The sequence below is a fragment of the Streptomyces daliensis genome (assembly GCF_054782395.1).
This window is the reverse complement of record NZ_BAAGSO010000088.1, coordinates 139,137-160,381: the sequence shown is the minus strand read 5'-3', so window position 1 is coordinate 160,381 and position 21,245 is coordinate 139,137. Positions and strand designations below refer to the sequence as shown.

Annotated in this window: 22 protein-coding genes; 8 read left to right on the top strand and 14 right to left on the bottom strand. The window is 72.7% G+C overall.

Annotated elements, in window-relative coordinates; all coding sequences use genetic code 11:
* The first annotated feature begins 239 nt into the window (after positions 1–239).
* From ACYVOO_RS20140 to ACYVOO_RS20130, 3 genes are all read left to right on the top strand, one after another.
* On the top strand, positions 240–1,094 hold the full coding sequence (locus tag ACYVOO_RS20140; protein WP_461017035.1) for a SigB/SigF/SigG family RNA polymerase sigma factor: 855 nt from the start codon (positions 240–242) through the stop codon (positions 1,092–1,094).
* Between the two features lie 149 nt (positions 1,095–1,243).
* On the top strand, positions 1,244–1,372 hold the full coding sequence (locus ACYVOO_RS20135) for an LPFR motif small protein (protein ID WP_453347598.1): 129 nt from the start codon (positions 1,244–1,246) through the stop codon (positions 1,370–1,372).
* A 195-nt stretch (positions 1,373–1,567) separates the two neighbouring features.
* Complete coding sequence (locus tag ACYVOO_RS20130) at positions 1,568–1,762, top strand: hypothetical protein (RefSeq protein WP_461017034.1); 195 nt, start codon at positions 1,568–1,570, stop codon at positions 1,760–1,762.
* Positions 1,763–1,861: 99 nt separating this feature from the next.
* On the opposite strand, the gene ACYVOO_RS20125 is transcribed toward ACYVOO_RS20130, so the two are convergent.
* Positions 1,862–3,325, bottom strand: coding sequence for a phenylacetate--CoA ligase family protein (locus ACYVOO_RS20125; protein WP_461017033.1), 1,464 nt, complete (start codon positions 3,323–3,325; stop codon positions 1,862–1,864).
* A 219-nt stretch (positions 3,326–3,544) separates the two neighbouring features.
* On the opposite strand from ACYVOO_RS20125, the gene ACYVOO_RS20120 reads away from it, so the two are divergent.
* Complete coding sequence (locus tag ACYVOO_RS20120; protein ID WP_461017032.1) at positions 3,545–4,678, top strand: pyridoxal-phosphate-dependent aminotransferase family protein; 1,134 nt, start codon at positions 3,545–3,547, stop codon at positions 4,676–4,678.
* A gap of 84 nt (positions 4,679–4,762) precedes the next feature.
* Here ACYVOO_RS20120 and ACYVOO_RS20115 read toward each other — a convergent pair whose 3' ends face one another.
* From ACYVOO_RS20115 to ACYVOO_RS20090, 6 genes are all read right to left on the bottom strand, one after another.
* On the bottom strand, positions 4,763–5,998 hold the full coding sequence (locus tag ACYVOO_RS20115; RefSeq protein WP_461017031.1) for a cytochrome P450: 1,236 nt from the start codon (positions 5,996–5,998) through the stop codon (positions 4,763–4,765).
* A gap of 61 nt (positions 5,999–6,059) precedes the next feature.
* Positions 6,060–7,520 (bottom strand): MFS transporter, encoded by a 1,461-nt coding sequence (locus tag ACYVOO_RS20110; protein WP_461017030.1) that lies wholly within the window; start codon positions 7,518–7,520, stop codon positions 6,060–6,062.
* Positions 7,521–7,594: 74 nt separating this feature from the next.
* Positions 7,595–8,797: an NAD(P)/FAD-dependent oxidoreductase gene (locus tag ACYVOO_RS20105; protein WP_461017029.1), complete on the bottom strand. Its 1,203-nt coding sequence runs from the start codon at positions 8,795–8,797 to the stop codon at positions 7,595–7,597.
* Entirely contained in the window at positions 8,794–8,994 is a 201-nt protein-coding gene (locus ACYVOO_RS20100; RefSeq protein WP_461017028.1) for a ferredoxin, read from the bottom strand. Before ACYVOO_RS20100 ends, ACYVOO_RS20105 begins: the two co-directional genes overlap by 4 nt.
* Positions 8,991–9,704: a TetR/AcrR family transcriptional regulator gene (locus ACYVOO_RS20095; RefSeq protein WP_461017027.1), complete on the bottom strand. Its 714-nt coding sequence runs from the start codon at positions 9,702–9,704 to the stop codon at positions 8,991–8,993. The genes ACYVOO_RS20100 and ACYVOO_RS20095 overlap by 4 nt, the downstream gene beginning before the upstream one ends.
* On the bottom strand, positions 9,701–10,921 hold the full coding sequence (locus ACYVOO_RS20090; protein ID WP_461017026.1) for a cytochrome P450: 1,221 nt from the start codon (positions 10,919–10,921) through the stop codon (positions 9,701–9,703). The genes ACYVOO_RS20095 and ACYVOO_RS20090 overlap by 4 nt, the downstream gene beginning before the upstream one ends.
* Positions 10,922–11,136: 215 nt before the next feature.
* Between ACYVOO_RS20090 and ACYVOO_RS20085 the strand changes: the two genes are divergently transcribed.
* A complete protein-coding gene (locus ACYVOO_RS20085; protein WP_461017025.1) occupies positions 11,137–11,934 on the top strand; it encodes a VOC family protein in 798 nt (265 codons plus the stop codon).
* A gap of 131 nt (positions 11,935–12,065) precedes the next feature.
* Here the strand turns inward: ACYVOO_RS20085 and ACYVOO_RS20080 are convergent, their stop codons facing one another.
* From ACYVOO_RS20080 to ACYVOO_RS20060, 5 genes are all read right to left on the bottom strand, one after another.
* Positions 12,066–12,332, bottom strand: a complete 267-nt coding sequence (locus ACYVOO_RS20080; RefSeq protein ID WP_461017024.1) for a DUF4235 domain-containing protein — start codon at positions 12,330–12,332, stop codon at positions 12,066–12,068.
* A complete protein-coding gene (locus ACYVOO_RS20075) occupies positions 12,329–12,601 on the bottom strand; it encodes a DUF3618 domain-containing protein (protein WP_461017023.1) in 273 nt (90 codons plus the stop codon). The genes ACYVOO_RS20080 and ACYVOO_RS20075 overlap by 4 nt, the downstream gene beginning before the upstream one ends.
* Positions 12,598–13,089: a phage holin family protein gene (locus ACYVOO_RS20070; RefSeq protein ID WP_461017022.1), complete on the bottom strand. Its 492-nt coding sequence runs from the start codon at positions 13,087–13,089 to the stop codon at positions 12,598–12,600. Before ACYVOO_RS20070 ends, ACYVOO_RS20075 begins: the two co-directional genes overlap by 4 nt.
* A gap of 182 nt (positions 13,090–13,271) precedes the next feature.
* A complete protein-coding gene (locus ACYVOO_RS20065; RefSeq protein WP_461017021.1) occupies positions 13,272–14,327 on the bottom strand; it encodes a YihY/virulence factor BrkB family protein in 1,056 nt (351 codons plus the stop codon).
* Positions 14,328–14,465: 138 nt separating this feature from the next.
* Positions 14,466–15,347 carry a DUF4344 domain-containing metallopeptidase gene (locus ACYVOO_RS20060; RefSeq protein WP_461017020.1) on the bottom strand — a complete coding sequence of 294 codons (882 nt, stop codon included), beginning with the start codon at positions 15,345–15,347 and terminating at the stop codon, positions 14,466–14,468.
* A gap of 122 nt (positions 15,348–15,469) precedes the next feature.
* Here ACYVOO_RS20060 and ACYVOO_RS20055 point away from each other — a divergent pair, with 122 nt between their 5' ends.
* Positions 15,470–16,120, top strand: a complete 651-nt coding sequence (locus ACYVOO_RS20055) for a class I SAM-dependent methyltransferase (RefSeq protein ID WP_461017019.1) — start codon at positions 15,470–15,472, stop codon at positions 16,118–16,120.
* 29 nt (positions 16,121–16,149) lie between these two features.
* On the opposite strand, the gene ACYVOO_RS20050 is transcribed toward ACYVOO_RS20055, so the two are convergent.
* Positions 16,150–17,088, bottom strand: coding sequence for an SGNH/GDSL hydrolase family protein (locus tag ACYVOO_RS20050; protein ID WP_461017018.1), 939 nt, complete (start codon positions 17,086–17,088; stop codon positions 16,150–16,152).
* A 429-nt stretch (positions 17,089–17,517) separates the two neighbouring features.
* Here ACYVOO_RS20050 and ACYVOO_RS20045 point away from each other — a divergent pair, with 429 nt between their 5' ends.
* The gene (locus tag ACYVOO_RS20045) at positions 17,518–17,595 is read left to right on the top strand and encodes a 50S ribosomal protein bL37 (RefSeq protein ID WP_370443954.1); all 78 of its coding nucleotides are present in this window, start codon (positions 17,518–17,520) and stop codon (positions 17,593–17,595) included.
* Between the two features lie 130 nt (positions 17,596–17,725).
* On the opposite strand, the gene ACYVOO_RS20040 is transcribed toward ACYVOO_RS20045, so the two are convergent.
* Complete coding sequence (locus ACYVOO_RS20040; RefSeq protein ID WP_461017017.1) at positions 17,726–18,481, bottom strand: MerR family transcriptional regulator; 756 nt, start codon at positions 18,479–18,481, stop codon at positions 17,726–17,728.
* A 123-nt stretch (positions 18,482–18,604) separates the two neighbouring features.
* On the opposite strand from ACYVOO_RS20040, the gene uvrA reads away from it, so the two are divergent.
* Positions 18,605–21,211 (top strand): excinuclease ABC subunit UvrA, encoded by a 2,607-nt coding sequence (uvrA, locus tag ACYVOO_RS20035; RefSeq protein WP_461017016.1) that lies wholly within the window; start codon positions 18,605–18,607, stop codon positions 21,209–21,211.
* Positions 21,212–21,245 lie beyond the last annotated feature (34 nt).

Here is a 21,245-nt window from a genome sequence, read left to right as displayed (position 1 = left end):
CTGTTCTCTGGCGGGCGGCAAAGTGACCGCAGGCCACAGCCCCCGGGGCTCCTCGCCCCACCCGACGATGAAAATCCTTCGACGCGGGTTTGTCCGACATGGTGTCGGGGAGGCGTGTGTTCACGTGCTTCGGAAGAGCAGGCACACCGTGCGGGAGCGGCCATCGGACTGCCCCAACTGTGTCTGCTCCCGCCTTGTTCAGCAGTAGTCGATGCGTGAACTCGGGAGTGAGCACCTCCATGAACACCACCCAGCTCCGCACAAAGGCACAGGCCGCCGGTGCCCGCCACAGCCACCACGACGCACCCGACACCACCGCCGACTTCGAGGAACTGGCCGCCATGCACGACGGCCCCGAGAAGCAGCGGCTCCAGGACTGCGTCGTCACCGCCTGGCTCCCCATGGCACACCGCCTGGCCGCCAAGTACCGCAACCGGGGCGAAGCCGTAGAGGACCTTGAGCAGGTCGCGGCCCTGGCGCTCGTCAAGGCCGTGGAGCGCTACGACCCCTCGCGGGGCAAGGCGTTCGAGGCCTTCGCCATTCCGACGATCTACGGTGAGCTGAAGCGGCACTTCCGTGACCACATGTGGGATCTGCACGTCCCGCGCCGCGTCCAGAACCTGCGCAACCAGGTACGCGCCAGCGTCCGCGACCTCAGCCTCACCCTGGACGACCGCACCCCCACCATCACGGAGATCGCCGAACACAGCGGACTGACCGAAGACGACGTCCACACCGGACTCGAAGCCCTCGAAAGCTACAGCTCCCTCTCCCTCGACGCCGAAATGCCCGGCACCGCGGGAAACGGAGACGGCTTCAGCCTCGTCGACACCCTCGGCACCGAAGAGACCGGCTACGACCACGTCATCGACCGCGAAGCCGTCAAGACCCGGCTGCGCCACCTCCCCGACCGCGAACGCGAAATCCTCTACCTCCGCTTCTTCCGCGAAATGACCCAGTCCGCCATCGCCCACGAATTCGGCATCTCCCAGATGCACGTCTCCCGCCTCATCTCCGGCGCCTGCCGCCGCATACGCGAAGAGATCGAGGACACACCGGAAGAGGCTGACGCGGGCGGCAGGCCCGCCGCCTGACCTGCGGCGGGCCGGTACGTGACGCGGTCCCGTCGCACCCCGGGGTTTACCGGCCTCTCCCGAGGCAACCGGTAACCCGCCACCACACGGGTGGCAGCACCACCGCCGCGTCCCTCCGGGGCCCGGCGACATCGCAGGGAGGCAGACTCATGCTGAAGGCAATCGCGGACATCCTGCGGACCATCGGCGGTGCCGTCGCCACCGTCGTCACACTGCCCTTCCGCTTGGTGGCACGCCTCTTCGGCGGCGCCTCCGACAGCGCACACGGCCGCCACTGACACCCGTGTACGGCCCGGCGGCCCCGCCGGGCCGTACACGGCGCGGCTCCCGCACCGGTGCCCGGCACACGGTGCGCGCACATCGGAGCGATGTCGGAGCAATATCGGAGCGCCCACGTCCGCATCCCGGCAGCACAGCAGGGCACCCGGCCCCTACGACAGCGCTGAGGACACAAGCGCGGAAGGGAGCCCGGCGTGGGCAAGAGCAAGGACGATCCGCAGACGGCGGTCGACGAGATGGAGGAGGAGATCCGCAAGGACCGGCCCGCCCTCGACGACGCGGAGGCCGAGCCGGCCGAGCGGTCGGAGAAACACGGTGCCGAGGCGGAGGACGCCGCGACCACCAACGAGGACGCGCCCGCGAAGCCCTCCGGCGAGACCCCCGACTGAGCGGGGCGGCGCCTGCCGGGCGGGCCCCTGTGCGGGGGCCCTGTGCGGGGCCCCTGCCCGGAGGGGCTTCCCCGGGAGGCTTTCCGGTGGGCCCAGGCCTCAGCCGCGCGTGTAACGGTGCTTCACCCCGGCCGGGAAGAACTCGGGGTCGGCGAAGTCCCGGAGCACGATGTGCGGGAGCTGCCGGTCTGCGGGCACGTAGTGCGCGAACTCGCTGTTCAGGCGGACGAGCTGGTCCCGTACGGAGCGGGCGATCGCCCCGGCGTCGGCGTCCCGTCGTCCCGCCGCCCGCTCGACGGTGATCCGCAGGCGACGGTCGTACGCCTCGTCCTCCTCGGTCTCCAGGACGAAGCGCCCGGTGACCCCGTCGCTGATGCCGCGCTGCTCCAGGCCGACGGTCACGTTCTCCGGATAGACGTTGGCGCCGAAGAAGGACACGGTGAACAGGGACCGGCCGAAGACGTACACGAAGGGCAGCTCGCCGCCCGTGCTCCCCGAACGTGCCACCGGGTCGAAGCCGTGCCGCGCGCAGAAGCGGAGCATCTCCTCGTACGGCACGAGCCCGCCCTCGTCGGCGATGTGGTAGCGGACCAGGGGGATCCCGCCGTCGCCGGAGAAGAGCAGGGTGCCCTCGTGCGTCTCGAAGAAGCGGCTCCCCGGGTCGTACTGCGCCAGCGTGGGCAGCCGCGCCTCGCCGAACAGTTCTCGGGCCGGGCCCGGGTTGGCGGCGAAGAAGCGGCGCACGGTGACGGACAGCGGCGTCTCGTTGCCCAGTACGCCCGCGTCCGCCGTGCCGTAGAGGGAGGCGGTGTCGTGTGCCGGGTCCGTCAGTCCGGCGCGTTCGGCGACGAGGTCGCGCCACTCCTCGCTGAACACCTCACCGGCGAGGACGAGCTTGACCGCGTACGTGTCCCAGGGGACCCCGGAGGCCGTGCCCGCGTCGATGACGTCCTTGAGGAAGGGCGGGTATCCGAGGAGGACCGTCTGGTCGAAGTGGGGTGCCAGTTCGGGGACGATGCGCAGGATCTCGTCCGTCCTGTTGCCGGGCGACACGGCGGTGACGGGGTAGCCCTTGGCGGCGAGGTGCCGTACGCAGGCCGTCGTGAACATCCCGCCCACCCAGGTGCCCAGCGGGAAGCAGACGACCGCCAGCGTGCTGCGCTCCCCCGCCCGGAACGCGTCGCGGAAGATCTGCTCGAAGCGGCGCGCGACCCGCAGTTCGTCGACGACGGTGCGCGGCCACACCGTCGGACGCCCGCTGGAACCGGAGGAGACGGCGACCATGTCGCAGCCCTCGACGCGGCCGTCCCGGCAGCGCTCGGGGAGGGGGTAGCGCTGGTGGTAGGACGCCTTGTCGAGCAGCGGAAGGCGGCGGAAGTCGGCCATCGTGCGGACGCCGGCCGGGTCGACGCCGTGCTCCGCGAGGAACGCGCGGTAGGCGGGCACCGAGGCGGCCACCCGCCGGAAGAGGGCCACGGGGTCCTCGGCCCCGGTCAGCTCCGTGTCCGCGGCGAAGTCCGCGAGCGCCGAGGCGACGTGGCCCGGCCGGTCGTGGTCCCTCATGAGGCGTCCCTTCCACGGACGGGGCGACGGGTGGTGGCAGGCCGCGGCGGCGCGGGCGGCCTCCATCATGCGGGCGCGCGGGGCGGGCCGCCAGTACCGGTGGCGGGGTGGCGCCAGGGGCAGGGCGCGGGGTGGTGAGGGTGCCGCGGGAGGCCGTCGTAGAGTCGAGGAGTACCCCGAGCCGTGGCGGACGCGGCTCGCTATCGCTGGAAGGCGACCGTGACTGCGAACAACGAGCCCCTGTCCCTGCTGGACCTGCCGCCGCTCGGCGCGGCGCACTTCGCCGCCATCGAGGACAAGATCGCGTCCTTGATGGGGACGCGTGCCGACGTCGTGGCCATGCAGGGCGAGGCACTGCTGCCCCTGGAGGCGTGCATCCGTTCCGCCGCACGCGCAGGCAGCACGGCCCTCAACATCGTCACGGGGCCCTACGGGGAGACGTTCGGCGGCTGGCTGCGGTCCTGCGGCGCCGAGGTGGTCACCCTCAGCGCGCCCTTCACCGGCGCGGTCTCCCCCGGCCAGGTGGCGGAGGCGCTTCGCGAGAACCCCGCCGTCGAGCTGGTGAGCCTCGTCCACGCGGAGGCGGCGACGGGCAACACCAACCCGGTCGCGGAGATCGGCGCCGTGGTGCGGGAGCACGGCGCGCTGCTCATGCTCGACGCCGTCGCCTCCGTGGGGGCCGAGCCCCTGCTGACCGACGAATGGGGCGTGGACCTGTGCGTCATCGGCGGCCAGAAGGCCCTGGCCGGGCCCGCCGGAGTCTCCGCCGTCTCGGTCAGCCCGCGCGCCTGGGAGCGGATCGCGGCCAACGAGCGGGCTCCGCGCCGCTCCTACCTCTCGCTGCTGGACTGGAAGGAGAGGTGGCTCGACGGGGGCCGCACGGCGCTGCCGCACGCCCCGGCTCAGCTGGAGATGCTGGCGCTGGAGCAGGCCGTGGACCGCGTCGCCGCCGAGGGGCTCGACGCCGCCATCGCCCGGCACCGGGCCGCCTCCGCCGCGCTGCGTGCGGGGGCGCGGGAGCTGCCGGGCCTCTCCCCCTACGTGGTCAGGGACGCGGACGCCGCACCGGCTGCCACGACGCTGCGCGCCCCGGCCGACCTGGACGCGCGCGACGTGGTGTCCGCCGCGCTCGCGGTGGACGGCGGCGTGCCGCTCCAAGCCGCGGCCGGGCCGCTGGCCAAGGAGATGCTGCGGGTCAACCACTACGGGCGCGCCGCGGAGCGCGCCGTCGCGCTCGCCACGCTGGAGGCGCTGGCGGGCGGCCTGCGCGCGCTGGGCCTGGAGACGGCGAGCGGCGAGGCGGCACGCGGGGCCGCGGGCGCGGCCTGGGACGCGACGGCCGTCACGGGCTGACGGCCCGACCCTGCGGGGGCCGGGCGGGCCCAGCGGGGCGGCGGCCCGGTCCGTCCGCGCCCCGCCCGGGGCCCGGAGCTACCGCTACCAGGTGACGGGCAGCTCGTAGAGCCCGTAGATGACCGCGTCGTACTTGAACGGGAGCCGCGCCACGTCCTCCGTCACCCGGAGCGTGGGGACGCGCCGGAAGAGCGTCGGGTAGATGACCTGGAGCTCCATCCTGGCCAGCGGCTGGCCGACGCAGTGGTGGGTGCCGGAGCCGAACGCCTGGTGCTGGCGGGCGTCGCGGGTGAGGTCGAGGCGGTCCGGGTCGGGGAAGACGGCGGGGTCCCGGTTCGCCAGCTCGCCGAGCAGGATCACGCCGTCGCCCGCGCGGATGGTGCGGCCCGCGATCTCGATGTCCTCCAGCGCGGTCCTGCGGCGCCCGAGGTGCACGACGGAGAGGTAACGCAGCAGCTCCTCCACCGCGGTGGCGATCACCCTGGGGTCCTCGGCCTCGCGGATGACGGCGAGCTGATCGGGGTGCTGGAGCAGGAGCAGCGTGCCCAGGCTGATCATGTTCGCCGTGGTCTCGTGCCCGCCGAGGAGCAGCAGCACGCCCATCGTGACCGCTTCCCTGCGGGTCAGCTCACCGGCGTCGATCAGCTCGGCGAGCTTGGAGAGCAGATCGTCGCCCGGCTCGGCGAGCTTTTCGCCGACCAGGCGGTCCAGGTACTCGGCCAGGTTGGTGTGCGCGGCCTGCCGCGCCTCGGGGGTGGTGACGGCGGAGACGATGTCCTTGCTGTTGTTCTGGAAGAACGCGTGGTCCTCGTAGGGCACTCCGAGCAGTTCGGAGATCACCAACGAGGGGAGGGGCAGCGCCAGCGCCTGGACCAGGTCGGCGGGGTTCGGCCCGGCGAGCATGTCGTCGATGAAGCCGTCGACCATCTTCTGCACGACGGGACGCAGCGCCTCGATCCGTTTGACGGTGAAGGCGCCGCTGACCATCCGGCGCAGCCGGGCGTGCTCCGGGTCGTCCATGCCGACGAAGCTCATGTCGGTCTTGCCCGCGTGCGCGTGGCGCGGGTCGACGGGACTGGGGAAGCCGGGGTGGGAGAAGTCCGCGCTCAGCCGGGGGTCGGCGAGCAGCGTCTTCTGCTCGGCGTGGCTGGTCACCACCCAGGGGGTGCTGTCGCCCCAGGACCTGACCGGCGCCACCGGGCCGTGCCGCGTCAGGTTCCGCAGCTCGGGTGACGGGTCGAAGGGGCAGACGGCGGAGCGCGGTGCCGGGAAGTCGGGGATGTCGGCCGGGGCGGTGCCGAAGCTGTGCGCGGTGGTCATTGTCGTCCTCCAGGGGGCCGGGTGTCCAGGGCGTTCTGGCCGTTCGGGGTGTTCAGCGTGTTCAGGGGGTGTCGCCCGGCTTGGCCACGGAGAGCGGTGGCCGGGCCGGGGGCGTGTCCGCGTCCTGCGGAGGCGCGGTCTTGCGCAGGGGGATGGCGACGGCGATCGCCGCAGCGAGGAGGGCGACGCCACAGCCGAGCAGCATGCCCGTGCGGATGCCGCTCTCGGAAGGCAGTGACCGGCCACCCATGTGCACCGTCATCTGGGCGAGGACGATCCCGACGACCGCGGCGGCGACGGAGGTGCCGACGGAACGCATCAGCGTGTTGAAGCTGTTGGCCGAGGCGGTCTCCGACTGCGGGACCCCGCTCATGATGAGCGCGGGCATGGCTCCGTAGGCCAGCGCTACGCCGGTGTTGCAGACGCAGGTGACGATCAGCAGGCCCCACGTCGAGCCCATCAGGAACAGCGACGAGCCGTAGCCGAGGGCGATGACGAGGCTGCCGACGGCGAGGGTCGTCTTCGGCGTGCGCGCGGCGGACAGTTTCGCGCCCAGGGGCGACACGAGCATCATCATCAGCCCGGACGGTGCCATCCACAGCCCGGCGGCCTGCATGGACTGGCCCAGTCCGTGGCCGGTCTCGCTGGGCAGTTGCAGCAACTGCGGCACGATGAGCGCCGCCGCGTACATCGAGAAGGCGACGACGATCGACGCCGCGTTGGTCACCAGCACCTGCGGGCGTGCCGCGACGCGCAGATCGACGAGCGGAGCGGGGCTGCGCAGCTCCCACCAGCCCCATACGGCGAGGACGACCGGCGCCGCGATCAGCAGCCCGAGCACTGTGGTGCTGGACCAGCCCCAGTCGGCGCCCTTGGAGACGCCGAGCAGGAGGCAGACGAGACCGGCGCCGAGGCCGAGCGCGCCCACCGTGTCGAAGCGGCCACCGGCGAGCGCCGGTGTGGCGGGTATCAGGAACCGGACCAGGGCGCCGACGAGCACACTGAGCCCTGCCGAGACCCAGAACAGGACGCGCCAGTCGGCGTGTTCGGCGACGGCGGCGGCGAACGGCAGGCCGAGCGCGCCGCCGATGCCCAGCGAGGAGGAGATCAGGGCGATGGACGAGCCGAGCCGCTCGGGCGGCATGAGGTCGCGCAGCGCGCTGATGCCCAGCGCCACGATGCCCATGCCCATGCCCTGCATGCCGCGGCCGACGACCATCTGCGCGAGGGAATCGGCGAGGGCGCAGAGCACGGAGCCCGCCACGAGCGGGACGCAGAGGCCGAGGAGGACGCGGCGCTTGCCGTAGAGGTCGCCGAGGCGCCCGCTCGCGGGTGTGGTGACGGCTCCGGCCAGCAGGGTGGCGGTGACCGCCCATGAGGCGTTGGAGGCCGAGGTGTCCAGCAGGACGGGCAGCTCGCCGATCAGCGGGACCACCAGGGTCTGCATGAGCGCGGCGACGATACCGGCCAGCGCCAGCACGCCCACGACCGCTCCGGGCCGTTGGGCGGTTCTCGGGGTCATCGCGGGTTCCTTCGTGCGGTGTGTGCGGTGCGGCGTGACGGCTTACGGGGGTACGGGCCGGGTGGTGCGGTGCGTCAGCGGCTCGGCAGCACGGGGGTGTGCGCGCCGCCGTCGACGAGTGCCTGCCGGTGCAGACGGGCCTGGCGCGGCATGTTCCAGCCGAGCACGGCCGTGACGCGGCCCTCCCTCGTGTAGTGCGCCACGAACCGGCGGTCGTGTTCGCCGCCTTCCACGACGGTCACCTCGGCATCGGGGGACGGCACCCCGTACACCTGGATCTTCACGTCGTACTGGTCCGTCCAGAAGTACGGGACGGGCACGTAAGCGCGGTCCTCGCCGAGGATGTTGGCCGCGACGACCCCGGCCTGTTCGACCGCGCTCGTGCGGTTCTCCAGCCGGAGCGGGACGCCGAGGTGGTCGTGGTGCCAGCGGGCCACGTCGCCGACGGCGTAGATCCCCTCCGCCGCGCGGCAGCGGGAGTCGCACACCACTCCGTCCGCCAGCCGCAGCCCGCTCCCGGCCAGCCAGTCGGTGGCCGGGACGCAGCCGATCGCCACCACGGCCACGTCGGCGGGAAGGGTCTCGCCGTCCGGCAGCCGTACGCCGCTGACCCGTCCCCGCTCCGACGTGAGACCGGCGACGGCCGTGCCGCCGCGCACCCGCACCCCGTGCTCGGTGTGCAGCTCGGCCAGCAGGCGCGCGAGGTGCGGGCCGAGCTGGTCGGTCATCGGCGCGGTCTGCGGGCCCGCCAGGGTGACGGACGGACCCATCCGCCGTGCCGTGGCGGCGATCTCGGCGCCGAGCACACCGTCCCCGACCACCACGACTCTCCCCCGGTCCCCGGCGTCGAGCAGCGCGCCGCGGAGCGCCATGGCGTCGTCCAGCGTGCGCAGCACGTGCACGCCGCGCAGGTCCTCCTGTCCGGGGAAGGTGCGGGGGCGCAGCCCGGTGGCCACGACGACGGCGTCGGCGCTCAGCGTACGCGCGGAGGCGGTACGGACGGTGCGCGTCTCCGCGTCGAGGGAGAGGGCCGCGTCCCCGAGCAGGAACTCGGCGTCCAGCGCGTCCAGTACCTCCTGGGCGCGGAGCTGGGTCCGTTCGGGCTGCCAGGCGCCCGAGAGCACCTGCTTGGACAGCGGCGGCCGGTCGTAGGGCAGCCGGGTCTCGTCGCCCAGGACGGTCAGCCGGCCCGTGTAGCCCTTGCGGCGCAGGGCTTCCGCCGTGCCGAGCCCTGCGGCGGAGGCGCCGACGACCAGTACGTGTCCGGGTGTGCTCACGGGGTCCCGCCGAGGTGGATGGCGGCAGCGGGGCACACGTCGGCCGACTCGCGGACGGCCGTGTGGTGTTCGGCGGGCGGTTCGGCGTCGAGCAGGACGACGATGCCGTCGTCGTCCCGCTGGTCGAAGACCTCGGGCGCGATCAGCACGCACTGTCCCGCGCCGCAGCACTTGTCCTCGTCGACGGTGATCTTCATGATGCGGTGTCCTCCAGGCGGTCGCGATCGAGGTCGCGGTCACGGTCGCGGTTGCGGTGGGTGGTGACGGGCGCGGTGAGCAGGCCGGTGATCGCGTCGGACAGCGCGTCGGCCGTGTGCTCCCATGACGCGTGCAGGGGCGCGTTGCCCTCGGCCAGCGCGCGTTCCCGTTCCGCGCAGGTGTGGATGATCAGGTGGCGGGCCATGCTGCCGCGTTCGGCCCTGGCCTCGGCCGGAAGCGTCCGGAGGCAGCCGCCGAGTCCGTCGAGGGTCTGACTCAGTGTCGTCCTGACGAGGGCCTCGTCGGTGACGAGCGCGCGCATCATGGGGTCGGTCATGACCTGGACGGCGAAGCGGGCGTGCCAGGAGGGAACGCCGAGCGAGCCCAGGTACTCCGGTACGGGGCGCACCAGGCAGTCCACCCAGTCCCGGACGTCGCGGCTCCCGCCCATCCCGTCGAGGTAGCGCTGCCGGATGCGGTCGACCGCCTCGCCGTGCCTGGCCATGATGGCGCGCACGAGTCCTGGCCTGCCGCCGAAGTGGTAGCTGACGGCGGTGACGTTGCCCTGTCCCGCCGCCTCCCCGATCTGGCGGTTCGAGACGGCGGCGAGCCCGTGTTCCGCGTAGAGCCGCTCGGCCGCCGACATCAGGGCCGCGTGTGTCTCCGCGACGCGCGAGGCACGGGGTGTGCGCGTGCCGCCGCCGCTCACCAGGTCACCGGCAGTTCGCGCAGCGGGGTGGTCAGCATGCCGTCCTGGCGGCGCAGGTCCGTCACCTCGACGCCGAGGTCGAGGGTGGGCAGCCTGCGCAGCAGCACGCCGAGCACGGCCTGGAGTTCGGTGCGGGCCAGCGGCTGGCCGAGGCAGGAGTGCGGACCTGCACCGAAGGTGAGGTGCGGGTTGGGGGTGCGGCCCAGGTCCATGGTGTCCGCTTCCTGCCACGCGCGCTCGTCGCGGTTGGCCGCCGCCATGCTGCACACGACGGTGGTACCGGCGGGGACCACGCCGCCGGAGAGTCCGGTGTCCTCGTGCACGTAGCGGAGCATGCCGAAGCCGCTGCCGTTCGGGTCGTACCGCAGCACCTCCTCGACGGCGAGGCGGGTCTTCGAGGGGTCGGCCAGCAGCCGTTCCCAGCGTCGGCGGTCGGCCATCAGGTGCGCCACCATCATGGTGATGAAGCCCGCCGTGGTCTCGTGCCCCGCGAGGAGCAGCGCCTGCCCGGTGGCCACGAGCCCGGCCTCGGACATGGGCTCGCCGTCGCCGTCGGCGCCCGCGATGAGCAGGCTGAGGAGATCGTCCCCCGGCCGCGCGCGCTTCTCCTCGACGAGCCCCGACATGTAGGCGGCGAACTCCTCGTGCGCGGCCCGTGTCTCGTCGCGGGTGTACCCCGTCGTGTTCAGGAAGGTGTCCGACCAGTTCTTGAACCTGTCCCGGTCGCCCTCCGGCACCCCGAGCATGGTGCAGATCACGAACACCGGGAGGGGGAAGGCCAGATGCGTGACGAGGTCGGCGGGCTTCCCGTGCTCCAGCATCCCGTCGACGAGCTGGTCGGCCATGGCCTCCATGCCGGGGCGCAGCGCCGTCATCCGCTTCGCCGTGAACCACTTGCCGACCATGCGCCGCCAGCGCTCGTGGCCCTCGTCATTGAGCGCCTTCGCCATGGGGCTGCTGAAGATGCCCTCCGAGTCACCGGCGGCCACGCGTGCCGCGTCCGGCGAGGCGAGTCCCTCGCGGCTCAGCCTCGGGTCGGAGAGTGCGGTCTTCACGTCCTCGTACCGCGTCAGCAGCGCGGCCTCGTCGCCGCTCGGCAGCGTCACCCGGGCCACCGGGCACGTCTGCCGCAGCTCCGCCCACTCCGGGGGCGGCTCCAGGGGCGCTGGAGAGGCGATCGGATAGGACAGCGGTTCCGTGCCCTGGACCTGCGTCATGTGGGTGCCTCCTCGAAGCGTGCCGGGCGTGTGAGGTGAGCCGGGCACGCGGCAGTCAACCGGATCCACATTCTTAAGTCAATCAACTGAATTAATAACCGGACGGATCTCGTCTGCCGGACCCGGCGGTAACTCACTACCGTGGAAGACGGAGCCGTCCACCGACCCGAAACCGACCGGAAACCGAGCGGAACCAAGCGGGAGAGGTCGCCACCATGACCGCACTGCCAGAGGGCTCACCCTGCTGGGCCGACGCGATGTTCACCGACGTGGAGGGCGCGAAAGCCTTCTACGGCGAAGTGCTGGGCTGGACCTTCGGCGAGAGCGCGTCGGAGTTCGGCAACTACACGCAGGCGTACAAGGACGGCAAGGCCGTGGCCGCCGTCGTCCCCCCGATGCCCGGGGAGGAGGGGCCGCGGTCGGCCTGGTGCCTCTATCTCGCCTCGCCCGACGCCGCCGCCACGGCCCAGAAGGTCCGCGACAACGGCGGCGAAGTGCTGATGGGGCCGATGCGGGTCGACGACTTCGGCACGATGCTCATCGCGCGCGACCCCACGGGCGTCACCTTCGGCGTCTGGCAGGCGGGCGTGCACGAGGGCTTCGAGGCGAGCGGCGAGACGGGCACGTACTGCTGGGCCGAGATCTTCACCCGCGAACCCGAGCGGTCCGACGCCTTCTTCACCTCCGTCTTCCCCTACCGCGCACGGCGCATGGTGAGCGACGAGGTCGATTTCGTCGCCTTGCAGGTCGGCGAGAACACCGTCCTGGGACGGCTGAAGATGTCGGACCAGGTACCCGCCGATGCCCCGCCGTCCATCAACCTCTACTTCGGCGTCGACGACTGCGACGCGGCGGTGGAGCGTGCGACACGCAACGGGGGCGTGCTGCGGTTCGGTCCGCAGACCACGCCGTTCGGCAGGCTCGCGGCGGTGTCGGACCCGCAGGGCGCCTCCTTCGTCCTGCTCGACACCGGGACGACGGCGGGCGGCATGCCCGAGTGGAAGGACGCCTGAGGCGTCTGCGAGGTCTGGACGCCGACGGGCGCGTGAGGTGGCGCATGGCGTGCGCCGGGCGCCCGTCGGACGTCAGCCCGGCCGTTGGGCCGTGGGCCGTCACGCGTGCTGTCGGCCGTGGCCGCCGGGCGTCAGCCCGGCCAGGTGCCGGTGACGCGGCGGACGGCCGTCGCGCCGCCTCGGTCCGCCGCGGCCTTGACCGCCGCGAAGATCGCGCCTTGCAACGCGGCGGCGAGCAGGATCTCGCGCCAGGCCCGGTCCTCGTCCGTGGCGTCGGGGGCGTCCTCGTCGTGCCCCACGAGCTTCCACACCTGCTTGAAGGCCGCACCGGCCACCACACCGCTGAGCGCGCCCAGCGCCAGGCCCACCGGCTTGTAGAGCAGCTTCGAGCCCTTCATCGCCCGCACCTCCTCCTGCGTCCGGCGGCGAGAACGAGCGCCGCGACGACGGCCGCGCCCACCCCCGCGCCGATGAGCGGCACCGGATTGCGGCGCACGGCCTGGCTGGCCCCCGCCGCCTTCTGCCGCGCGAGAGCCTTGGCGTCCGCCTTGGCTGCCAGCGCCTCGACGGTGCGGGCGAGCTGCTCGCGTGTGTCCTCCACCCGTAGGCGCAGCTCCTGCGGGGAGGGAGCCGCGCCGTCCGCGGCGGATCTGGAGCCGTCCGTCATCGGTGCGCCCTCTCCTTGATCTCGGCCATGTCGGCCTTCACGCTCTCGATCGCCTGCTGGGGCGCGGGCGGTGTCGCCTTGCTGACCTGCCGCTTGCCCAGGGCCGCCAGGATTCCGGCGATCAGCAGCAGGGCCCCGGTGACGATGAGCGCGGACGCCCACCAGGGCAGGACGAGCGCCAGCGCGATGATCGCGGTGGCCACCATGGCCTGGAGCGCCAGGATGCCGACCAGGCCCGCGGCGCCGAACATGCCGCCGCCGAGCCCGAAGCGCTTGCCCTTCTGGCGCATCTCCGCCTGGGCGAGCTGCATCTCCTCACGGACCAGCCGGGAGAACTGCTCCGTCGCCCGCGACACCAGTACGCCCACCGACTCCTCGGTGTGCGCGTCACCGCGCCGCGCGGTGTGCGTGTGCGTCGGCGCCCGCGTCTGCGACTCCCTCTGGGCCTGCGTCCGCGGAGCCGTCCGGTCCTCGACGGAATGACTCATCACCCTGCCTGCCTTTCCTCGCTTGCCGTCCGCCCGCACTACCCGTCACGGGCGGTGTCATACGCGGATCCGTCCGTCGGGAGCGGCCAGGGCGCGTGTCTCACCCGGTGGGCCGCTCTCCGCTGGCGGGACCGGCCCGCGTCCGCGACCATCCGCCTGACCTGGGCGCGGAAGCGGGCGCGTCATCCCGCGCCCATCCGCTTACGGTCCGTCTCCGTCCACTTGCTGTCGTCACGGGGCGCCACATAGGGCTCCTCGTCCTCGGGGTGGCCCCCGACGATCGCGCGCTCGCGGGTCAGTTCGGCGTCGAACTCCAGGCCCAGCAGGATCGCCAGGTTGGTGATCCACAGCCACACCAGGAAGATGATCACGCCCGCGAGGGTGCCGTACGTCTTGTTGTACGAGCCGAAGTTGGCGACGTACACCGCGAAGAGCCCCGAGGCCACGAGCCAGATCACCAGCGCGAGGAAGCTGCCGGGGGTGACCCACCGGAAGCCCCGGAGACGCGCGTTGGGCGACGCCCAGTACAGGATCGCGATCATGATGGTGACCAGCACGACCAGCACCGGCCACTTGGCGATCGACCAGACCGTCATGGCGCTGTCCCCCAGGCCCAGTGCCGTGCCCGCCTGCCGCGCGATGCCGCCGGTGAAGACCACGATCAGGGCGCTCGCGCAGGCCAGGACCATCTGCACCAGGGTCACGGCCAGCCGCAGGGGCGTGACCTTCCAGACCGGTCGGCCCTCCGGGATGTCGTAGACGGTGTTGGACGTGCGGATGAAGGCGGCGACATAGCCCGAGGCCGACCACAGCGCCCCCAGCAGCCCCACGATGGCGAGCACGGAGCCCGTGCCGCCGCTGGACTGCAACTGCTTCACCCCGTCGGTGATGATCTGACGGGCCGAGCCGGGCGCGAGCTGCTTGACGTTGTCCAGGACCGTGTCCGTCACCGAGGGGCCCGCGATGCCCAGCAGCGAGACCAGGACGAGCAGCGCGGGGAACAGGGACAGTACCGAGTAGTAGGTGAGCGCTGCCGCGCGGTCGCTCAGCTCGTCGTCCTTGAACTCGGTGGCGGTACGCCGCAGCGCCGCCTTCCACGACCTGCCGCCCAGGTGCGTGGGCTGGTCGGGAGCGGAGCGCTCCACGTCCGGAGCCGGTCCGGAGCCGGAGTCCCCAGGGGCTCCCGGGCCGTTCCGCTCACCGCTGACATGTGCCGGGGTCTGCCGTTTCCTAGCCACGCGGTGCGAGTAACCCCCGGGCTCTGCCCCCTAACCCCGCGCACCGATTATTGGGCCATTCGGGGTGAAACAGGAGCATCTCCGACCGCTTCCGTACCCTCGCGTATCCGGAGCGCGGCTCGCGCATCCGGAGCCCGCTCACGACCGGTGCCCGGTCCGCTTCCCGGCCGCGTAGGGCGCGAGCAGCTTCTTCCAGCCGCGTTCCAGGTCCCCGTACTCGTCCACGCACAGCTCGGCCCGGTCCTCGCTCAGGTGCGTGCCGTCGACCAGCCGCTCGTGGGTGGCGGGAGCGGAACCGTAGAGGTAACAGCGGTAGTTGGCCGAGCGCGCCGCGTCCGGGGTGTGCTCGCCGGAGAGGTCGACGCCGTCCGGGCCCGCCTCCTCCGCGTAGAGGGCGTAGTTGTCGGCCGCGGCGAGCAGCGCGGCGGAGCCCCGTCGACCCTGCGGGAGGAGTTCGTACGCCGCGAACTGGTCGGCCACGTCCTCCTCGCGTCCGACGTAGGGCAGGTCGAGCTGGCCGAGCAGCGCGTGGGCGACCTCGTGGTAGAGCGTCTCGCGCACCACGCCCGCCGTCCGCTCCTCCACATCGGTGCGCCCCGCGTCCGCGAACATCGCGCGCACCTCGTCGACGAACTCGTAGCAGACGTCGACACGCTTGCCGACCGGGTCGTAGGAGATGTCGGAGCTGCCGCAGGAGCGGGCACGCAGCCGGACGGCGGTGGGCGCGTCGAGCTGCCCGTTCAGGTGCCGGGCCACCTCCTGGGGCAGTTTCCGGTCCCGCAGGAAGTCCCGCGCCCACCTCTCCCCCTCCCCCGCGTGCCGGTACTCGACGGACAGGCCCGCACCCCCGCCCCTGGAGGCGGACGGGGAGGACGGCGAGGCCGACGAGGGCTCCGCCGCGCGCTCCCGGGAGCGCGCGGGTCCGCCCGTGCCCGTCGCGCAGGCGGTCGCGGCCATGGCCGCCGCGAGGGCGAGAACGCACAGGTCACGCGCTCGGCCGGGCCCGGACGTGATCCACATCCCCTCACCCTCGCCCGCGGCCCGCGCGCCCGCAATCCGGGACTGGCTCATTACCGCCGCACGCGCGGGCCCCACGCGGCGACGGGCCACCGCGGGCGCCGCGCTCCCGGTAGCGTCCGTCCATGGCCCAACACCCGGCAGTGGACGGCTACTGGGAAGCCGTCGGCTCCACCAAGACCTTCACCCATCCCCTCGACCCCGAGCTGCTGGAGACCTATCTCCCCCGTGACGCGCGCGTCCTGGACTACGGCTGCGGCTACGGGCGGCTGACCGCCCAGCTCGCGGCTCTGGGCTACGGCCACGTCCACGGCGTGGACCCCTCGCACGCGCTGATCGCGCGGGGGCGGCGCGAGCACCCCGAGCTGGACCTCACCCACATGCCGGCGCTCCCCCTGCCCTTCGAGGACGCCTCCTTCGACGCGGCGCTCCTGTTCGTCGTCCTCAACTGCGTGCCCGAGGACGCGGCGCAGCGGGCGATCGTCGCGGAGGTGGCCAGGCTCGTGCGGCCGGGCGGGGTGCTGTACGTCAGCGATGTGCCGGTGCAGAGCGACGCGCGCAACGTGCGGCGCTACGAGGACAGCCCGGCCGCGCACCATATGTACGGCGTCTTCACCACGGCCGACGGCGCGACCTTCCGCCACCACCGGCCTGAGCATCTGCGCGAGCTGCTGGGTTCACACGGGTTCGCGGTCGAGGAGGAGCGCACGGGCACGGCGCCCACGCTGCACGGGCACACCGCCGAGCACCTCCAGATCATCGCCCGGCGCGACTAGGAAACAGCCAGAGATCGGCCAGGGAGCGGCTACGGGGCTTCGCCGTCCAGCGCGGCCAGGACCGCGTCGGCCATCGCGCGCATGCCGAGGCCGTTGGGGTGGACGGGGGCGCCGTTCCGGACGTCCCAGATGCCCTCCATCCAGCGGTCGCCCGGCGCCTGGCAGGCGTCGTGGCCGAGGCTGGGCCTGTACGTGTCCACGAACGTGGCACCGTTGGCCTCCGCCTGGCGGGCGATGACGGTGTTGAGGAGCCGGTGCTTCTCGTTCAGATAGGGCGCGTCGCCTTCGGCGACGGCGTTTCTGTTGGGATTGTCCGGGGCGCATTCCGTGCGGGATTCGGGCAGGATGACGGGATAGCCGACGACCACGACGTGCGCTTTCGGCGCACGCTCGTGAATTCCCTTGAGCGTGGCCGCGATCTTCGGTTCGACGGCGAGAATGTCCTCTTCCAACTGGTCCGTTCCGCCGCTCGTGTAGTGCTTCTCGCAGGGGGCGCCCTCGGGGTCGAAGGCCGCGAGGAGGACACAGGTGGCGATGATTCCGGCGAACCCGGCGTCATTGCCGCCGATGCCGAGCGTCACCAGTTCGTCGTCCGCTCTCAGCGCGTCGAACTGGGGCGGTTTCCCGAACTGCGACGCCGTCATGCTGCCCGTCACGGCGCCGCTGCAACTGACGTCGGTGAAGCTGGACACGCCCGTCCCGGCCGCGAGGAGGGAGGGGTAGTTCTTGTCGGAACGCGCGCACAGCCCCGAGTCGGGGTCCTGGTCAGCGATGCCGGGGCCCGCGGTGAAGGAGTCGCCGAGCGCGACGTAGCGCCCGTCGGCCGACGGCTGCGCCGCGACCGCTGTCGCGGCCGAGGAAGCACTCAGCGCGGTGCCCACGAGAGCGGCGGCCAGGGGCAGTGCCGCGAGACGGGATATCCGTCGGCGAAGGGGCGAGCGGAGACGAGGAGAACGACGCTCGGACACACTTTCCTCCCAAGTGGCGGCCCCCGCGCCGCAAGAGAATGCTGGCGCCCGGGAAAGGTGTCAATGGGCACTGCGGGAAAGGAATTCCCGCCGGGAAAGGCGCTCACCGGGAGGCGAATCGTTCTCGCGCGCATTGTCGTCCCGGCACAAATCCCCGGCCCGGCACGGACGGCGAAGGTTCCCCGTGGACCGCGACGGCCGACCGCCGGGGTGGGGCGGGTCACCGGGGCACGCGTGACACACATGACGCAGGCGACGTGAGGGACATGGGTGACCCGTGCGGCCGTTGCTGTGCCTGTGGCACTGTGAGGTGCTTCACGGGGCAGATGAGGGCCGGGCCGCTGGCACGGGGACCCGTGATCGCCAAGAGGGACACCCGTATGAAAGGGTGGAAACTTGGCGAAAAGCATCACCCAGAAAGGAGACGCCATGTCCTCGAAGCGCCGCCGCAAGAAGAAGGCACGTCGTAAGAACGGGGCCAACCACGGCAGCCGTCCCCAGTCCTGAACGGACGGGTTCCGACGGACCCTACCTGAGAGTTCCCCGCGCCCGGCCGCGCACCGCCGCTCCGGACGCGGGGACTCCACGGGGCGGCCCCGCCGCCCCCTCCCGGCCGGACTCCCCCGGCCCCCGGCCGCTACGGCGCGACGAGGCCCTCGTCGGTGAGATACCGGTGCAGCCGCCCCGCGCCTTCGAGCATGGCCGCCCCCTTGCGTACGCCCTCCGCGCGCCGCTGTGCGATCGCCGCGCGCAGCGCGTCGCTGCTGCCCGTCCGCCGGAGCCCGTCGAGCACGGGGCGGATCTGGGGCAGCGGGTAGTGGCTCTGGCGGAGGATGCTGATCAGCCGCGCGTCGCGGACGTCGGCCGCGTGGAAGCGGCGGTAGCCGGTGGCCCGTTCGCGTTCCGGGGTGAGCAGTCCGGCCGACTCCCACACGCGGAGCGCCGACGTCCGCACCCCGACGGCCGCGGCCACGTCCCCGATGCGCATCCCCGACGACGGCGAAGCCGGGGCGCCTGGCTTCTGCCGCGCGAGGGCTTCCAGCGCCTCGCTCGCCGCTTCGAGCGAGAGCCGCTGCCCGTGCAGCGCGGCGTGGTCCGCGTGCACGAGGGCGAGCGCCCCTGACACGTCGCCTTCGTGGACGGCCAGCATGACGGCCCGCGCCGTGCCAGGCCCGTACCCCTTCGCCAGCGCCCGGTAGGTGAGCAGGGCCCCCTCGTGTCCGGCGTCGAACGTGCGGTAGCCGGAGGGGGTGCGCGCCGCCGGGGGCAGGATGCCCGCCTCCTCGTAGTTGCGGACCTGCTGCGTCGAGATCCCCGCCGCGCGTGCCAGGTCGACGGGCCGCAGCCCCGCCTTCTCCCGGCGTCCCTTCGTCTTCCCCTTCGTCCCGCTCATCGCCCGTCCCCTTCGGCCATCGGATTCACCCCGAGTTGAAGGTTACGCGGGCCTCTCTTCTGCCTTTTCAGGCCCTTGCGGGGAAAAAGTCCACACAGGAAGTTCAATGGAAAACTTGAAAGTATGGACGTCATCGACAGCAAGCGCACATCCGAGGCTCCCGTCCACCGCGTGGACGGCTCGATCCGCGTGCGGGGCGCGCGCCTGCACAACCTCAGGAACGTCTCCCTGGACATACCGAAGAACCAGCTCGTCGTCCTGACCGGCCTCTCCGGCTCGGGCAAGTCGACACTCGCCTTCGACACGCTGCACAAGGAAGGCCAGCGCCAGTACCTGGAGTCCCTGGGCATGGTGACCGGCTTCGTCAGCAAGCCGTCCGTCGACTCGATCAGCGGGCTGTCCCCGTCGATCAGCGTGGACCAGCATCTGACCAACCGCAGCCCCCGGTCGACGGTCGGCACCGTCACCGAGGTCTTCACGTATCTGCGGCTGCTGTGGGCGCGCGTCGGCCGCCGCCCCTGCCCGGCGTGCGGGCACGACGTCCCGCCCTCGTACCACGTGAGCGACGACGAGAGCGCGTGGGAGGACGAGCCCGGCGCGGACGGTGCGGACGGTGCGGACGGTGCGGACGGCACGGACGACGCGGGTGGCGGCGTCGAAGCGGGCACGGGCGAGGACGGTACGCGCGTGCCCTGCCCGCACTGCGGCCACCCGCTGCCCGAACTGGCGATGGGGCACTTCTCGTTCAACAAGCCCGCCGGCGCCTGCCCCTCCTGCACCGGGCTCGGCGTCGTCATCCGGGCCGACGTGCACCGCCTTGTCGACCACGAACGGGGCGTCGCCGGGGGCGCCGTACTGGGCTGGCTCCCCGCCCTCACGGAGCGGAACATCCCGGTGCTGCGCGCCGCCGCACGGCACTACGGCTTCGACTTCGACGCGGACGTTCCCGTCGGCGCCCTCGGCGAGGCCCAGCGCGATCTGCTGCTCCACGGCGTCCACAGCCCGGAGTTCCGCCGGCACGCCCCCGGCGTCGAGCCGCCCGCCACGGTCGGCGCCGGGCGCTTCGAGGGCGTCGTCACGAACGTGCTGCGGCGCTACGCCGACCGCATCGAGGACGCCGACTACCGCGAGCGCACCGAACGGCTCCTGGTCAGGGAGACGTGCCCGGACTGCGAGGGAACCAGGCTGCGGCCCGAGAGCAGGCGCGTCACCGTCGCGGGTCTGAGCCTCGTCGAGGCGGCACGCATGTCCTTCGACGAGCTGGCCCGCTGGGTCGAAGGACTGCGCGGGCGCTCGGCGCGGGAGGAGTGGCTGATCGCCGAGCCGGTCGTCGCGGATCTGCACGAGCGCGTGCGGCGGCTGGCCGACGTCGGCGTCGGCTATCTGACGCCGGAACAGGCCACGCCCAGCCTCTCGGCGGGCGAGGCACAGCGCCTGCGCCTGGCCGCGCTGCTGGGCTCCGGCCTCACGGGGGTGCTGTACGTGCTCGACGAGCCGACGATCGGGCTGCACCCCGCCGACACGCGGCGGCTGGTGGGGGTGCTGCGGCGGCTGCGCGATCTGGGCAACACGGTGCTCGTCATCGAGCACGACCTGGAAGTGCTGCGCGCCGCCGACCACCTCGTGGACATCGGCCCCGGCGCGGGCAGACACGGCGGGCGCGTGGTGGCCGCAGGCACCCCGGCGGAGGTCGCCGCCGCCTCGGGCTCGGTCACCGCCGACTGTCTGACGGGACGGCTGGCCATGCCCGTATCGCGGCAGCGGCCCGCGCGCGAGGACCGGGCGCTGGTGATCCGCGGGGCGCGGGCGCACAACCTCAAGAACGTCACCGTGCGGCTGCCCCTCGGGCTCCTGGTCACGGTGACCGGACCCTCCGGCTCCGGCAAGTCCTCCCTTCTGCTCGACGTCCTCGACCGGGCGGCGCGCCGGCGGTTCTATGGCGCTGGCGAGGCACCCGGCGCGCACGACGGGATCGACGGCTGGGAACACCTGGACAAGGTCGTGACGATCGACCAGCAGCCGATCGGGCGCGTGCCGCGCTCCAACGCGGCCACCTACTCCGAGGTGTTCACCCCGATCCGCGAGGTGTTCGCCGCGACGGCCGGGGCGCGCGAGCGCGGGCTCGCCGCTGGGCGCTTCTCGTTCAACGTGCCCGGAGGGCGCTGCGAGCGCTGCTCCGGCGCTGGGGTGCTCAGCGTCGCCATGCACTTCCTGCCCGCCGTCGACGTACGCTGCCCCGCCTGCCGCGGGCGCCGCTTCACCCGCGAGGTCCTGGCGGTGCGCTACGGGGACCATGACATCGCGCAGGTCCTCGACATGACGGTCGAGGAGGCGCTGACGGTCTTCGGCGACGTGCCGCGGGTGGCCAGGCGGCTGCGGCCGATGGCGGACGTCGGCCTCGGCTATCTGCCGCTGGGCCAGCCCGCGACGACGCTCTCGGGCGGCGAGGCGCAGCGCCTCAAGCTCGCCAGGGAACTGGGCGCACGCGCGACGGGCCGCACCCTGTACCTGCTCGACGAACCCACCACAGGGCTGCACGCGGCGGACACGGCCCGGCTGCTCGACGTGCTGCAACGGCTCGTGGACGCGGGCAACACCGTCGTCGCCATCGAGCACGACCTCGACGTGGTCCGCGCCTCCGACTGGGTCGTCGACCTCGGTCCCGCGGGGGGCGCTGCGGGCGGCGAGGTGATGGCGGCGGGCAGCCCGAAGGAGGTGGCTCCCGCGTAGTGCCCCGGGCTCAGGTGCGCCTGCCGGGTACGGC